Annotated in this window: 13 protein-coding genes; 10 read left to right on the top strand and 3 right to left on the bottom strand. The window is 72.4% G+C overall.

The genetic code is table 11. The features are described 5' to 3' along the window. Positions 1 to 18: 18 nt before the first annotated feature. The 3 genes from ABD347_RS19965 to ABD347_RS19955 form a co-directional block, all read right to left on the bottom strand. Positions 19 to 678, bottom strand: a complete 660-nt coding sequence (locus ABD347_RS19965; RefSeq protein WP_344363427.1) for a response regulator transcription factor — start codon at positions 676 to 678, stop codon at positions 19 to 21. Positions 679 to 908: 230 nt separating this feature from the next. After that, the gene (locus ABD347_RS19960) at positions 909 to 2,222 is read right to left on the bottom strand and encodes a sensor histidine kinase (protein ID WP_344363177.1); all 1,314 of its coding nucleotides are present in this window, start codon (positions 2,220 to 2,222) and stop codon (positions 909 to 911) included. Positions 2,223 to 2,475: 253 nt separating this feature from the next. Further along, positions 2,476 to 3,639, bottom strand: coding sequence for a sensor histidine kinase (locus ABD347_RS19955; RefSeq protein WP_344363174.1), 1,164 nt, complete (start codon positions 3,637 to 3,639; stop codon positions 2,476 to 2,478). 181 nt (positions 3,640 to 3,820) lie between these two features. Here ABD347_RS19955 and ABD347_RS19950 point away from each other — a divergent pair, with 181 nt between their 5' ends. Genes ABD347_RS19950 through ABD347_RS19905 form a run of 10 tightly spaced genes read left to right on the top strand, consistent with a single transcriptional unit; the run spans position 3,821 to position 13,859 of the window. Further along, positions 3,821 to 4,231 (top strand): NADH-quinone oxidoreductase subunit A, encoded by a 411-nt coding sequence (locus tag ABD347_RS19950; protein WP_073753384.1) that lies wholly within the window; start codon positions 3,821 to 3,823, stop codon positions 4,229 to 4,231. Continuing rightward, the gene (locus ABD347_RS19945; RefSeq protein ID WP_344363171.1) at positions 4,222 to 4,800 is read left to right on the top strand and encodes an NADH-quinone oxidoreductase subunit B; all 579 of its coding nucleotides are present in this window, start codon (positions 4,222 to 4,224) and stop codon (positions 4,798 to 4,800) included. The genes ABD347_RS19950 and ABD347_RS19945 overlap by 10 nt, the downstream gene beginning before the upstream one ends. Further along, entirely contained in the window at positions 4,797 to 6,203 is a 1,407-nt protein-coding gene (locus ABD347_RS19940) for an NADH-quinone oxidoreductase subunit C (protein ID WP_344363169.1), read from the top strand. Before ABD347_RS19945 ends, ABD347_RS19940 begins: the two co-directional genes overlap by 4 nt. Further along, positions 6,200 to 7,168 (top strand): complex I subunit 1/NuoH family protein, encoded by a 969-nt coding sequence (locus tag ABD347_RS19935; protein WP_344363166.1) that lies wholly within the window; start codon positions 6,200 to 6,202, stop codon positions 7,166 to 7,168. The genes ABD347_RS19940 and ABD347_RS19935 overlap by 4 nt, the downstream gene beginning before the upstream one ends. After that, on the top strand, positions 7,168 to 7,797 hold the full coding sequence (locus tag ABD347_RS19930; protein WP_344363163.1) for a NuoI/complex I 23 kDa subunit family protein: 630 nt from the start codon (positions 7,168 to 7,170) through the stop codon (positions 7,795 to 7,797). The genes ABD347_RS19935 and ABD347_RS19930 overlap by 1 nt, the downstream gene beginning before the upstream one ends. Further along, positions 7,794 to 8,345 carry an NADH-quinone oxidoreductase subunit J family protein gene (locus tag ABD347_RS19925; RefSeq protein ID WP_344363160.1) on the top strand — a complete coding sequence of 184 codons (552 nt, stop codon included), beginning with the start codon at positions 7,794 to 7,796 and terminating at the stop codon, positions 8,343 to 8,345. The genes ABD347_RS19930 and ABD347_RS19925 overlap by 4 nt, the downstream gene beginning before the upstream one ends. Next, the gene (gene nuoK, locus ABD347_RS19920) at positions 8,345 to 8,722 is read left to right on the top strand and encodes an NADH-quinone oxidoreductase subunit NuoK (protein WP_344363158.1); all 378 of its coding nucleotides are present in this window, start codon (positions 8,345 to 8,347) and stop codon (positions 8,720 to 8,722) included. Before ABD347_RS19925 ends, nuoK begins: the two co-directional genes overlap by 1 nt. Then, positions 8,719 to 10,749, top strand: coding sequence for an NADH-quinone oxidoreductase subunit 5 family protein (locus ABD347_RS19915; RefSeq protein ID WP_344363155.1), 2,031 nt, complete (start codon positions 8,719 to 8,721; stop codon positions 10,747 to 10,749). Before nuoK ends, ABD347_RS19915 begins: the two co-directional genes overlap by 4 nt. 27 nt (positions 10,750 to 10,776) lie before the next feature. Then, positions 10,777 to 12,330, top strand: a complete 1,554-nt coding sequence (locus ABD347_RS19910; protein WP_344363424.1) for a complex I subunit 4 family protein — start codon at positions 10,777 to 10,779, stop codon at positions 12,328 to 12,330. Further along, positions 12,327 to 13,859, top strand: coding sequence for an NADH-quinone oxidoreductase subunit N (locus ABD347_RS19905; RefSeq protein ID WP_344363153.1), 1,533 nt, complete (start codon positions 12,327 to 12,329; stop codon positions 13,857 to 13,859). Before ABD347_RS19910 ends, ABD347_RS19905 begins: the two co-directional genes overlap by 4 nt. Positions 13,860 to 13,866 lie beyond the last annotated feature (7 nt).

Below are 13,866 nucleotides of genomic sequence, written 5' to 3'. Positions count from 1 at the left end.
CCCGGCGGGCGCCGCACGTCAGCCGTTCAGGTAGGTCAGCACCGCGAGCACCCGGCGATGGTCCCCGTCGCTCGGCGACAGGCCGAGCTTCAGGAAGATGTTGCTCACGTGCTTCTCCACCGCGCCCTCGCTCACGTTCAGCTGGCGCGCGATCGCCGAGTTCGTCCGGCCTTCCGCCATCAGTCCGAGGACCTCGCGCTCGCGGGGCGTCAGTGCCGCCAGCACATCCTGCTTACGGCTGCGGCCGAGCAGCTGCGCCACCACTTCCGGGTCCAGCGCGGTGCCGCCCCGGGCGACCCGCACCACCGCGTCCACGAACTCCCGCACCTCGGCGACCCGGTCCTTCAGCAGATAGCCCACCCCCCGGCTGCTGCCGGCCAGCAGCTCCGTGGCGTACCGCTCCTCCACGTACTGCGACAGCACCAGCACCCCTATGCCCGGGTACTCCGCACGGAGCCGTACCGCCGCCCGCACCCCCTCGTCGGTGTGGGTCGGCGGCATCCGTACATCAGCCACCACCACGTCCGGCAGCGCGCCCTCGTCGGCCAGCTCGCCCACCGTCTTGACCAGCGCCTCACCGTCCCCGACCCCGGCGACGACGTCGTGGCCCAGGTCGGTCAGCAACCGGGTCAGGCCCTCCCGGAGCAGTACCGAATCCTCCGCGATGACCACGCGCACCCTGTCCTCCACCACGAGCCGCAACCCCCATGAATCGATGTACACCACGCGATTCCCGCGTCTGTGCCCCAGCATCCCAGCAGCCGGATGCCGATGGGCCGGCCTGTGGATAACACCCGGGCCGGCGGCCTTCCGGACGCGACGGAGGTGGACATCGAGGTGCGCGGGGACGGGGGTCGGAGCGGTCGTCGAGCCCGGGGGCCGGCGACAGCGGCAGGAGGGCGGCGGGGTCAGCCCCGCCAGGGCAGCTCGGCGGTGATCGTCGTCGGGCCGCCGACCGGGGAGTGCACGGCGAAGATGCCGTCCACCGCGTCCAGTCGCTCCGTCAGCCCGGCAAGGCCCCCGCCCTTGGTCACGTCCGCGCCGCCACGACCGTCGTCCGTCACCTGGAGCATCAGCCTGTCCTCCACTCGCCATACGTCGACCGTCGCACGGCTTGCTCGCGAGTGCTTCGAGACGTTCTGGAGCAGCTCCGAGACGGTGAAGTAGGCGATGCCCTCGATGGCCGGTATCGGCCGGGTCGGCAGGTCCACCTCCACGCGGACGGGCACGGTGCAGCGGGTGGCGACGGAGGACAGGGCGGCGTCGAGGCCGCGGTCGGTCAGGACGGCGGGGTGGATGCCGCGTGCGAGGTCGCGCAGCTCCTGGAGGGCGAGTTTCACCTCGCCGTGTGCCTCGTCGACCATGGCGGCGGCGGCTTGCGGGTCCTCCAGCAGCTTCTCCTTCGCCAGGCCCAGATCCATGGCGAGGGCGACCAGCCGGGCCTGGGCGCCGTCGTGCAGGTCCCGCTCGATGCGGCGCAGGTCGGCGGCGGCGGTGTCGACGACCACGCCCCGGTCCGACTCCAGCTCGGAGACGCGGGTCGCCAGCCGGGAGGGACTCAGCAGGCCCCTCACCATCAGCCGGTCGACCGTCACCAGTGCCCGGATCACCCAAGGGGTGACGAGCACGAAGAACAGTCCGCACAGGCTGGTGACGGCGATCTCCACCGGCGAGTCCAGAAAGAACGTGTGCGTTCCGTCCCCGTACAGCTGAAGCCCGTCCACCCCCGCGTACACCGGGAAGACCCATCGCCACAGCGGGTACGTCAGCAGACCCCAGCCGTACGCGCAGAAGGCCACCGCGATGGTGAAGGCGAAGATCGCCCACGGCATGTGCAGGACCGAGTAGAGGAAGTGCCGCCAGGACTCACCGCTCTTGAGGACACCGCCCACCCAGCCCATCAGCCCGCTCCCGGACCGGCGGCGCACGGGCGGGAGATCGGCTATCTCCACTCCCAGCATGCCCCGCGCCCGCGCCCGCTCCAGCATGCCGAAGCCGCGGCACACGCAGAGGGCGGCGGCGAGCAGCGGTATGCCCAGGAAGGTCACCACCAAGCCTGCGCCGAGCGACACCATGGCTATGGACAAGGCGAAAGAGAGGACACTCAGCGGCAGGCCGATCACCAGGTAACCGAACTCGCGCCAGGTGCGGGCCTCGAAGGGCGCCCGCAGCGCCGCGGGAAGGCGGTGGTGCCGGGTCTCCGGTCCATAGGCCAGGGCCATCGGGTCGTCCGTCCGTTTCTCGTCGTCGGCAGGGTCCGCGGGAACCGCGGTGTGATCGCTGCGTGCGCGGCGCCGGGGCGTGGGGCCGAAGCGGGGTGCGCCGGTGGGTCCGGGCTGGGGCGGGCCGGGCCCGGGGAGCGCGTTCGGTACGTCAAGCGTGCTGGACCGGGCGGACGGGCACCATGAGGCTCGCGTCCGTCTTCGGCCGGGGGTTATCCCCCGTCGGGCTGGGGTGCACCCGGTCGCCGCTCCTCTAGTCGCCGCTCCTCTTGCGGGACGCGGGGCGGAATGTGGCGCGGCGGCGCCAGGGCAACTCGGCGGTCACCGTCGTCGGCCCACCGGGCGGGGAGTCGAGGACGAACAGGCCGTCCACCGCCCCCAGACGCTCCGCCAGGCCCGCCATCCCCGTGCCCCCGTCGAGCCGGGCGCCCCCGCACCCGTCGTCGGTGACCTGGATCAGCAGCCGGTCCTCCGCCCGCCACACGTCGACCGCGGCCCTGCGCGCCCGGGAATGCTTGGACACGTTCTGGAGCAGCTCGGAGGCGGTGAAGTAGGCGATGCCCTCGATCGCCTCCGCCGGCCGCTCGGGCAGGTCGACGGTGACGGTCACCGGGACGGTGCAGCGGGTGGCGACGGAGGACAGGGCGGCGTCGAGGCCGCGGTCGGTCAGGACGGCGGGGTGGATGCCGCGTGCGAGGTCGCGCAGCTCCTGGAGGGCGAGCTTCACCTCGCCGTGTGCCTCGTCGACCATGGCGGCGGCGGCTTGCGGGTCCTCCAGCAGCTTCTCCTTCGCCAGACCGAGGCCCATGGCGAGGGCGACCAGCCGGGCCTGGGCGCCGTCGTGCAGGTCCCGCTCGATGCGGCGCAGGTCGGCGGCGGCGGTGTCGACGACCACGCCCCGGTCCGACTCCAGCTCCGCGATCCGCCGCTCCAGTTCGTCGGACGGCGACAACAGACCGCGCACCATCGCCCGGTCGGCGTTGCTCAACACCCGGACGAGATACGGAAGCACCGGCCACAGGACGACGAGGCCCACCAGCGTCACGACGAACGTCAGCACGCCCCACGGGAGCCGTATGAACTCGTACAGCACCGTCCGCCATGCCACCGAGTCCTTCAGCACCGTCCACAGCCAGGGGAAGAAGCCGCCGCCTGGCCTGTGCGGCAGAGGGCTGGGCTCCTCGACGCGTATGCCGAGCAGCGCCCTCGCCCTCGCCCGCTCCGCCCGGCCCAGGCGGCGCGCTCCGCCCAGACCGGCCGCGAGCAGTGGCAGCCCGACCACGGTCACCGACAGCCCCGCGCCGACGGCGACCATGAGCACCACGTAGACGAAGCCGATCAGGGCGATCGGGAGGTTGGCCAGAAGATGGGCCACCTCCTTCCAGACGTGCCGGTCGTAGGCGATGCGTGCGGTCATGCGGACCAGCCTGCCGGGCGCGACCCGTGCACGCCATGGGGTCCGCGGGGGGAGATGAAGTAGGGCTAGCCCCACCTGAAGTGCGGTACGGCTGATTACCCGCGCTTTGCCAGGCCCTAGACTCCCGTGCGTACAGATCGCATAAACATCGCCGCGAGGGCAGGGAGCGAGGGAGACGGACGTGCCGGAACCGACTGTGCGGACCGTACCGACCGTACTCGCCGTCGACTATTTCCAGAGCTACTCGGTCGTCGGCCTGCTCGCCCTGATCGGCGTGCTGTTCGTCGCGGTCGCCTTCGCGGCCGGGCGGCTGCTGCGGCCGGTGGTGCCGACGCCGGAGAAGCTGCTGACGTACGAATGCGGTGTCGACCCGGTGGGCGAAGGCTGGGCCCACACGCAGGTCCGCTATTACGTCTACGCTTTTCTGTACGTCATCTTCGCGGTGGACTCGATCTTCCTCTTCCCGTGGGCGACCGTCTTCGCCGCACCCGGTTACGGCGCCACGACGCTGGTCGAGATGTTCATCTTCCTCGGCTTCCTGGCCGTGGGGCTGCTCTACGCGTACAAGAAGGGCGTCCTGACATGGACGTGACCCCTGTCGATCTTCCCGAGCCGAAGAGGCTGGGAGCCCTCGCGCGGCTCGCGCCGGAGCCGATGAAGGTGGTCCTGAACTGGGGCCGCCGTTACAGCCTGTGGGTCTTCAACTTCGGGCTGGCCTGCTGCGCGATCGAGTTCATCGCCGCGTCGATGGCGCGGCACGACTTCATCCGGCTCGGCGTGATCCCCTTCGCCCCGGGCCCGCGCCAGGCCGACCTCATGGTCGTGTCGGGGACGGTCACCGACAAGATGGCGCCCGCGGTGAAGCGGCTGTACGAGCAGATGCCCGAGCCCAAGTACGTCATCTCCTTCGGCGCCTGCTCCAACTGCGGCGGCCCCTACTGGGACTCGTACTCCGTCACCAAGGGCGTCGACCAGATCATCCCGGTCGACGTGTACGTACCCGGCTGCCCGCCGCGGCCCGAGGCGCTGCTCCAGGGCATCCTCAAGCTCCAGGAGAAGATCGCCCGCGAGTCGCTCGGCGAGCGGTACGGCCACGGACGCCCGTCGTCGGTCGGCCAGCTGCGCAGCGGCCTGGTGCCCCCGCCGGGAGGTACGGCGTGAACGCGTACGACCGCCTTCCGGAAGCCGCCACCGAGCTCTTCGGCGACGAGGCCACGGCCGAGCGGGCGTACGACCTGCTGACGGTCGACGTCCCCGCCGCGTCCTGGATCACCGCGCTGGAGACCGCCCGCGACGAGCTGGGCTGCACGTACTTCGACTGGCTGAGCGCGGTCGACGAGCCCGCCACGGGCTTCCGCGTCTGCGCCCACGTCGTCGCCCTGGAGGGCGGCCGGGTACGGCGGCTCCTCCTGCGGACGACCGTTCCGCACGACGCCCCCGCCCTGCCGAGCGCCGTGGGCGTCTACGCGGGCGCGGGCTGGCACGAGCGCGAGACGTACGAGATGTTCGGCGTCACCTTCACCGACCATCCGCACCTGGTGCCGCTGCTGTTGCCGGAGGGCTTCGAAGGCCACCCGCTGCGCAAGGACTTCGTGCTGGCCGCCCGCGTGGCCAAGGCGTGGCCGGGCGCCAAGGAGCCGGGGGAGTCCGAGCACGGCGGGCCCAAGCGGCGCCAGATGCTGCCGCCGGGCGTCCCCGACCCGAACGACTGGGGACCGCTGAAGGGCCAGTTGCCGCCCGCCCCCGCCCGCCCGGCCCGTGCCGCGCGGGCAGCCGGCGACCGTCCGGTCCGCCGTACGCGCACGGCGGGCGAGGGTTCGGCGAGCCGGCAGGCACCGGAGGCGGCAGCCCCGGAGCCGGGCGCACCGGAGACGGCCCCGCCGCGCCGCGCGCGCAGCGCCTCGGAGGGCTCGGCGAGCCAGACCGCCGCCCCGGCGGATGGCCCCGGCACCCCCCGCCGTACGCGCTCCGCCGCCGCGGGCTCGGCCGGCGGGCGCGCCGAACCGGGGACGGAGACGTCCTCCACGCCCCCGCCCCGCACCCGCAGCGCGGACGCCCCGTGGAACAACCCGCGCCCCGCCTTCGACACGCCCGCCCCGGAAACCCCGGCACCGGACGCGCCGCGGGACCCGGCTCCGACCCAGGACGCGGCCAAGGACTCCTCCCCGGCACCCGCACCGGACCCGACGCCCGCACCGGACCCGACGCCCACCTCGACGCCCGAGCCGACGCCCGCACCGGAGCCGGCACCCGAGCCCGCGCCCGAAACCGGCCGCCCCGAGCCCGCGGCGAAGCCCGGGGCCGGGAGCAACGGCGACGAGGCGAGGGACGCCGCGACTCCCGGCGCCGACGGTGCCGACGCGCCCCCCGGCGGCGACGGGACCGACGGTGCCAACGCGACCCACGACGGAGCCGACAGGGCCGACGCGCCCCCTGGGGTCGACAGGTCCGACGCGGCTCCCGGGGCGGACGGTGCCGACGGTGCCCACAGCGCCGACGGTGCCGAACCGAGCGCAGAGAACCGACACACGAACCGACGGACGAACATCGAAGGAGACGCGTGAACGACGTACTCGACGTCGCCCTCCGGCTGCTCGTCGTCTTCGCCGTATTCCTGGTCCTGCCTCTGGTGATCGGACAGACCGAGCACAAGGTCATGGCCCACATGCAGGGCCGCCTCGGGCCCATGTACGCCGGAGGGTTCCACGGCTGGGCCCAGCTCGTCGCCGACGGGGTGAAGTTCGCGCAGAAGGAGGACGTGGTCCCGGCCAGCGCCGACCGCCGCGTCTTCCAGCTCGCCCCCGCCGTCGCCCTGCTCCCGTACCTCCTCGTCCTGGTCGCCATCCCGATCGGCCCGAGCGAGGGAGCCGTCGGACAGGTCGTCGACGCGGGCATCTTCTTCGTGCTCGCCGTCATGGGCGTGGGCGTGCTCGGCTCGCTCATGGCCGGCTGGGCGTCAGCCAACAAGTTCTCCCTCCTCGGAGGCCTGCGCACCGCCGCCCAGCTCCTCGCCTACGAGCTGCCCATGCTCCTCGCGGCCGCGTCCGTCGCCATGGCGGCGGGCACGGTGTCCCTCCCCGGCATCGTCAACGCCTTCGAGTGGTGGTGGCTGCCGTGGCAGATCGTCGGCGCACTCGTCTTCTTCATCGCCGGCCTCGCCGAGCTCCAGCGCCCGCCGTTCGACATGCCGGTCGCCGACTCCGAGATCATCTTCGGGGCGTACACCGAGTACACGGGCCTCCGTTTCGCGCTGTTCCTCCTGGCCGAGTACGCCGGCATCGTCGTCCTGTGCGGTCTGACCACCGTCCTCTTCCTCGGCGGCTGGCACGGTCCGTTCGGGGCCGAGGGCCTCGGCTGGGTCTGGACCCTGCTCAAGACCGCCGTGCTCGCCTTCATCGTGATCTGGCTGCGTGTGAGCTACCCGCGGCTGCGCGAGGACCAGTTGCAGAAGCTCGCCTGGACCACGCTCGTCCCGCTCGCCCTCGCCCAGATCGCCCTCACCGGCGTCGTCAAGGTGGTGATCCAGTAATGGCCCCGATTCCCGGCTCCGGCCTCGCCAAGGGCCTGGCCGTCACCCTCCGCACGATGACGAAGAAGAGCCACACCGCGCAGTACCCCGACGCCCAGCCCGACCTGCCGCCGCGCACCCGCGGCGTGATCGGCCTGTTCGAGGAGAACTGCACGGTCTGCATGCTCTGCGCGCGTGAGTGCCCCGACTGGTGCATCTACATCGACTCCCACAAGGAGACGATTCCCGCCGCCGCTCCCGGCGGCCGCGAGCGGAGCCGTAACGTCCTCGACCGGTTCGCCATCGACTTCGCCCTGTGCATGTACTGCGGCATCTGCATCGAGGTCTGTCCTTTCGACGCGCTGTTCTGGTCTCCCGAGTTCGAGTACGCGGAGACGGACATCCACGACCTGACCCACGAGCGGGACAAGCTCCGCGAGTGGATGTGGACGGTCCCCGAACCGCCCGCCCTCGACCCCGGCGCGGAGGAGCCCAAGGAACTCGCCGCCGCCCGCAAGGCGGCGGAGAAGCTCGCCGCCACCCGAGCCGCCGAAGCCACTCAGGCCCCCCGAGCCGCCGGAGCGGACCCGGCACCCCCCGCCTCCGGCACCGACGAACCGCAGCCCCCGGCCGAGGGAGGAACCGCGTGACGCTCGCCGCCACCCACGGCTTCCTGTCGCCCACCGGCGTCGAGATCGCCTTCCTCCTCGTCGGGATCGTCACCCTCGGCGCCGCCGTCATCACCGTCACCACCAAGCAACTGGTGCACGCGGCGCTGTGGCTGGTCGTGGCGCTCGGTGGGCTCGCCGTCGAGTACCTCCTCCTCACCGCGGAGTTCATCGCCTGGGTCCAGGTGCTGATCTACGTCGGTTCCGTCGTCGTCCTCCTCCTCTTCGGTCTGATGCTCACCAGGGCGCCCATCGGCCGCTCGCCCGACGCCGACTCGGGCAACCGCCCGGCCGCCCTGGCGGTGGCCCTCGCCGCCGCGGCCGCCCTGATCTGGGTGGTGGTCGACGCGTTCCGCGCCACCTGGATCGACCTCGACGGGCCCGCCCAGGGCTCGACCAAGGTGTCGGGCGCCATCCTCTTCCGGCACTGGGTGCTGCCCTTCGAGGCGCTCTCCGTCCTCCTCCTGGCCGCGCTCGTCGGCGCCATCGTCCTGTCCCGTAAGGACCGCGAGCGGGAGGACGGCAACTGATGCACCTCGCCTACCCGGCGGTCCTCGCCGTCCTGCTGTTCTGCACCGGCCTGTACGGAGTGCTCGCCCGCCGCAACGCGATCCTGGTCCTGATGTCCGTCGAGCTGATGCTCAACGCCGTCAACCTGAACCTGGTCGCCTTCGACGTGTGGCTGCGCGACACCCTCCACGCCGGCCAGGCGCTGACCCTCTTCACCATCGCCATCGCCGCCGCCGAGATCGGCATCGGCCTGGCGATCGTCCTGATGGTTCACCGCAACCGCGGCACCTCGGACATCGACAAGCTCCGCGACAACGCCGAGACCGCGGGCCCCGACGGGAGCCCGGGCTCCGACGGGACCGCGGGCCCCGACGAGAAGGCCGAGGCCGCCGCGTGACCACGACGACCCTCGCCGTCCTCGTTCCCCTCCTTCCGTTCCTCGGCGCCGTCGCCGGGCTGCTGCTCGGCCGCGCCGCCCCCGGGTTCGTGCGCCCGCTGGCCGTGCTCCCGACGCTCGCCGCCCTCCTGCTCGCCGTCCTCGTCGCCGTACGGCAGGGCGGCGGCAAGGCGCTCGACGCGGCGACCCAGCTCACCCCGACCGGCTCCGTTCCGATCGACCTGGCCCTGCGCCTGGACGGCTTCGCGGTCCTGACCGCCGTCCTGGTGGGCCTCGTCGCCTCGTGCGTCCAGCTCTACTCCACGGGCTACCTCCGTGACGATCCGCGCTACCCCTCGTACGCGGCGCTCGTCTCCCTGTTCACCTCCGCGATGCTGCTCGTCGTCTACTCCGGCGACCTGATGGTGCTGCTGGTCGGCTGGGAGATCATGGGCATCTGCTCGTACTTCCTCGTCGGCCACTACTGGGAGACCCCCGAGGCGCGGGCCGCCTCCCTCAAGGCCTTCCTCGTCACCAAGCTCGGCGACGTCCCCTTCCTGATCGGTCTGTTCGCGCTGGCCGCCGACGCCGGCACGTTCCGGATCACCGGCATCCTCGGCGCGGTCGCCGCCGGAGGCATCGACCACCCCACCCTCGTGGCGCTGCTGCTGCTCGCGGGTGTCGCCGGCAAGTCCGCGCAGTTCCCGCTGCACACCTGGCTGCCGGACGCCATGGCCGGCCCGACGCCCGTCTCCGCGCTGATCCACGCCGCGACGATGGTCACCGCCGGCGTGTACTTCGTGGCCCGGCTCCTTCCCGTCTTCGCCGCCTCCGCGGTGGCCATGACCGTGCTCGCCGTGATGGCCGCGGTCACGATGATCGGCTCCGGACTCGCCGCCCTCGCACAGGACGACATCAAGCGGGTTCTCGCCTACTCGACCATCGGACAGCTGGGCTACATGTCGGGCGCCCTGGCCGTGGGCGACCGGGGCGCGGCCGTCTTCCACCTCCTGTCGCACGGCGCCTTCAAGGCGCTCCTCTTCCTCGCCGCCGGCGTGATCATCCACGCCGCCGGCACCAACTCGCTGGCCGCCATGTCCCGCATGCGGGGCCTCGCCGCCCGCATCCCCGATGCCTACTGGACGATGACGGTCGCCCTGCTCGCGCTGGCCGCGATCCCGCCCTTCGCCGGCTTCTTCTCCAAGGAAGCCGTCCTGGTGGCCGCCGAGCACACCGCCCTGGGCGACCGGACCGTCGCCCCGGCCGGGGCGGGCTGGATCATCCTCGTGTCCGGTCTCCTCGCCGCCCTCCTCACCGCCGCGTACGCGACCCGTCTGTGGCTGCTGGCCTTCCGGGGCCGGGGCGCCGAGGCCCTGGACCCCGCTCGGGCCCTCGGCTCCGATCGGGCGGGAGAGCCCCCGAGCAGGCAGCCGATCGTCATGAACGCCGTGCTGTGGGTGCTCGCCGTCCCCTCCCTGGCCCTCGGCCTGACGGTCGGCGTGCTCGGGGACTGGTTCGACGGCCACGCCCTGACGCCGACCCTCACCACCGCCGTGCTGGGCACGGGCATCGCCCTCGTCGGCGGGCTCGTCACCTACGCCACCTGGCGTCACACCACCGCGATGGCCGCCCATCACCCGATGGGTGCGGTCGCCGCCCACCCCGAGGCCGAACCCGCCGTCTCCGAGGCCGAGGCGATCGCCACCCACACGCCCGCGTACGGCGACATCGCCGCGGCACCCGACCCCGCCGACCCCGGCCGCCTGCTGCTCGGCCCGCTGCACCGCCACGCCGCCGCCGGCTTCCACCTCGACGCCGTCTACTCGGCCCTCTTCGTACGCCCTGTCAGGGCGGCGGCCTCACTGGTCGACTTCCTCGACCGGGAGGTCGTCGAGACGTACGTCCGCGGAGCGGGCAGCGGCACCAACCTGCTGGGCCGGGCAGTCCGGCACGCCCAGACCGGCAATGTGCAGACCTACCTCAGCGCCCTGCTCGCCGGCTCCGTCGTCCTGGCGATCGCCGCCGTCCTCGTAGCCGCCGGAGCGTGAGCCGTGATCGATATCAGCGAATCCGTGATGCAGTTCCTTCTCGCGTTCCTCGTCGTCGGCCCGCTCATCGGCGCCGCGGCAGCCCTCCTGCCCGCCCCGCCCGGACTGAGGGGGAGGACCCCGGACCAGGCCGTGCTCCGCCACGGCGTGACCGTCACCGGCGCGATCCTCGCCGCCGCGATCGTCCTCACGCTCGGGTTCGACCACGACCAGCCGTCGAGGATGCAGGCCACGACGGACATCAGCTGGATCCCGGCGCTCGACGTGCGGATCCACCTCGGTGTCGACGGCATTTCCCTCCCCCTTCTGGTCCTGACCGCGCTGCTGACCTTCCTCTGCGCGCTCTACAGCTACTTCAAGATGCCCGCGGGCCCGTCCCCGAAGGCCTTCGTCGCCCTGCTGCTCGTCCTCGAGTCCGGCACGCTGGCGACCTTCGCCGTCCTCGACCTGCTGCTGTTCTTCGTGGCCTTCGAGATGGTCCTCATCCCGATGTACTTCCTCATCGCCCGCTGGGGCGGCGAGGGCCGCCGGCCGGCCGCCTGGCGGTTCATCCTGTACACGCTGCTCGGTTCGGTCGTCATGCTGCTCGGCCTGCTCCTCATCGGACTGAAGGCCGGCACCTTCGACATGGTGGCACTCGCCACTGACAACGGCCGCGACATCACCACGTCCGTGCAGGTCATCGCGGTTCTCGCGATCGGGATCGGCCTCGCGGTGAAGACCCCGATGTGGCCGCTGCACAGCTGGCTGCCGGACGCCCACACCGCCGCGCCGACCGTCGGCTCCGTCCTCCTCGCCGGCGTCCTGCTGAAGATGGGTACGTACGGTTTCGTCCGGATCGCCCTGCCGATCGCCCCCGACGGCATGCACGCGCTCGCGCCCTACCTGGCCGCGTTCGCGGCCGCCGGCATCATCTACGGATCGCTCGCCTGCCTCTTCCTCGCCCGCACCGGCGCCAGGGGCGACCTCAAGCGCCTCATCGCGTACTCCTCCGTGGGCCACATGGGCTTCGTCCTCCTGGGCATCGCGACCATGACGCCCACCGGTGTCAACGGCGCGCTCTTCGCCAACATCGCCCACGGCCTCATCACCGGCCTGCTGTTCTTCCTGGTCGGTGCCATCAAGGACCGGTACGGCACCGCCGACCTCGACACCCTCGCCGGGGCCACCGGCGCCGCGCTCTACGGCCGCGCGCCCCGCCTCGGCGGCCTCCTCGCATTCGCCGCCGTCGCCTCCCTCGGGCTGCCCGGCCTCGCCGGGTTCTGGGGCGAGATGCTCGCGCTGTTCGGCGCGTTCCAGCCGGCCGAGGGGCTCAGCCGGCCCGCCTTCCTCACCTTCATGGCCGTCGGCGCGTTCGGCACGCTGCTCACCGCGGCGTACCTCCTGGTCGTCGTGCGGCGCGTCTGCATGGGCGCGAGGCCCGCCGCCGACCAGCCGGCGCTCCCCGACATCCAGAGGTACGAGCTCGCCGCCTGGTCGCCGCTGGCCGTCCTCACCGTCGTCGCCGGCCTCTGGCCCGCGGTCCTCCTCGGCCTGACCGACCCGGCCGTGCAGAAGCTCCTCGCAGGAGGCAAGTCGTGACCCTCGCCGCCACGAGCGCCGCAGACGCGGGCAACCTGGTCCAGTCCGTCGACTGGGCCGCCATCGCGCCGCCGACCATCACGGCCGTGGTCGCCCTTGCCGTGCTCGTCGCCGACCTCTTCGTACCGAAGGAACGCAAGCAGCTCCTCGGCTGGGGCGCCATCGCGGGCCTCATCGCCGCGATCATCACGCTCGTGCCGCTGCGCGACGGCAGCCGGAGCACGTTCTGCCTGACCACCGACGCCGACGCGTGCAGCTACACCGCCGACCACTTCGCCCTGGTCATCCAGTTCCTGGTGCTGGGAGGGGCGCTCCTGACGGCGCTCCTGTCGCTCCACGACACCAAGGAGAAGCTGCCCCCCGGAGAGTTCTGGTTCCTGCTGCTCGCCTCCGCGGCCGGCGCCGCCCTGCTGCCCGCCTCCCGCGACCTGGCGACGCTGGTCGTCGCCCTGGAGGTCGCCTCGCTGCCCGCCTTCGCCCTCGTCGGCCTCAAGCGCGGCGACCGCATGTCCGGCGAGGCCGCGCTGAAGTTCTTCCTCTCCTCGGTCACCGCCACGGCCGTCATGCTGCTCGGCGTCAGCTTCGTGTACGCGGCGACCGGCACCCTGCACCTCACCGAGATCGCCCAGAACCTGGACGACGTCCCGGCGCGGCTGGAGACCCTCGCCAAGGCGGGCGTCGCGCTCACCCTCGTCGGGTTCGCCTTCAAGACGGCCGCCGTGCCGTTCCACTTCTGGGTCCCCGACACCTATGTCGGAGCGCCGCTGCCCGTCGCCGCCTACCTCTCCGTCGTCGGCAAGGCAGTCGGCTTCTCCGGGCTCATCCTGGTGACCGTCATCGCCTTCCCGACGTACGCGGACGTGTGGGGCCCGGCGCTCGTGGTGCTGGCCGCGCTCACCATGACCGTCGGCAACGTCGCCGCCCTCCGGCAGGTCCCCACGCGCGCGTGGAGCGCGGTCCGGCTGCTCGCGTGGTCCTCGGTGGGCCAGGCGGGCTACCTCCTGGTGCCGATCGCGGCGGCCGCGTACTCCGGCGACGACCAGATCGGCGCCACTGTCGCTTACGCCCTGATGTACGCCGTCGTGAACCTCGGCGCCTTCGCGGTGGCCGCCCTGGTCGCCCGTACGCACCCGCTGAACCGGATCTCCGACTACCGGGGCCTGTACGCGACCCGGCCCGGTGCCGCGCTCGCCATGGGCTTCTTCCTGCTCTGCCTGGCCGGCCTGCCGCCGGGCATCATCGGCCTCTTCGCCAAGGTCACCGTCTTCTCGGCGGCGGTCGACGCGGGCCTGGGCTGGCTCGCCGTCGTCATGGGCGTCAACGTCGTCATCGCCCTCTACTACTACCTGCAGTGGACGGCGGTGCTCTTCCGCGCGCCCGAGGGCGCCCCCGCGGACCGACCCGCCGCGGCGAAACAACAAACCCCGGCGGCCATCACCGCGGCCATCGTCGTGACCGCCGTCGCCGGCGTCGCGCTGTCGGGCTACCCCCAGCTCGTCCTGCGCTTCGCCGCGGACACCCTCTTCTGATCCGTCG

This window comes from Streptomyces gobitricini, assembly GCF_039532985.1.
Classification (GTDB): domain Bacteria; phylum Actinomycetota; class Actinomycetes; order Streptomycetales; family Streptomycetaceae; genus Streptomyces; species Streptomyces gobitricini.
Note: the sequence above shows the minus strand (reverse complement) of the source record. Positions and strands in the feature narration are given on the sequence as shown.

Excerpts from the sequence above, each read along its gene's own strand:
- ABD347_RS19960 (WP_344363177.1), bottom strand. The coding sequence starts at position 2,222 with ATGGCCCTGGCCTATGGACCGGAGACCCGGCACCACCGCCTTCCCGCG.
- ABD347_RS19955 (WP_344363174.1), bottom strand. The coding sequence starts at position 3,639 with ATGACCGCACGCATCGCCTACGACCGGCACGTCTGGAAGGAGGTGGCC.
- ABD347_RS19945 (WP_344363171.1), top strand. The coding sequence starts at position 4,222 with ATGGACGTGACCCCTGTCGATCTTCCCGAGCCGAAGAGGCTGGGAGCC.
- ABD347_RS19930 (WP_344363163.1), top strand. The coding sequence starts at position 7,168 with ATGGCCCCGATTCCCGGCTCCGGCCTCGCCAAGGGCCTGGCCGTCACC.
- nuoK (WP_344363158.1), top strand. The coding sequence starts at position 8,345 with ATGCACCTCGCCTACCCGGCGGTCCTCGCCGTCCTGCTGTTCTGCACC.
- ABD347_RS19910 (WP_344363424.1), top strand. The coding sequence starts at position 10,777 with ATGCAGTTCCTTCTCGCGTTCCTCGTCGTCGGCCCGCTCATCGGCGCC.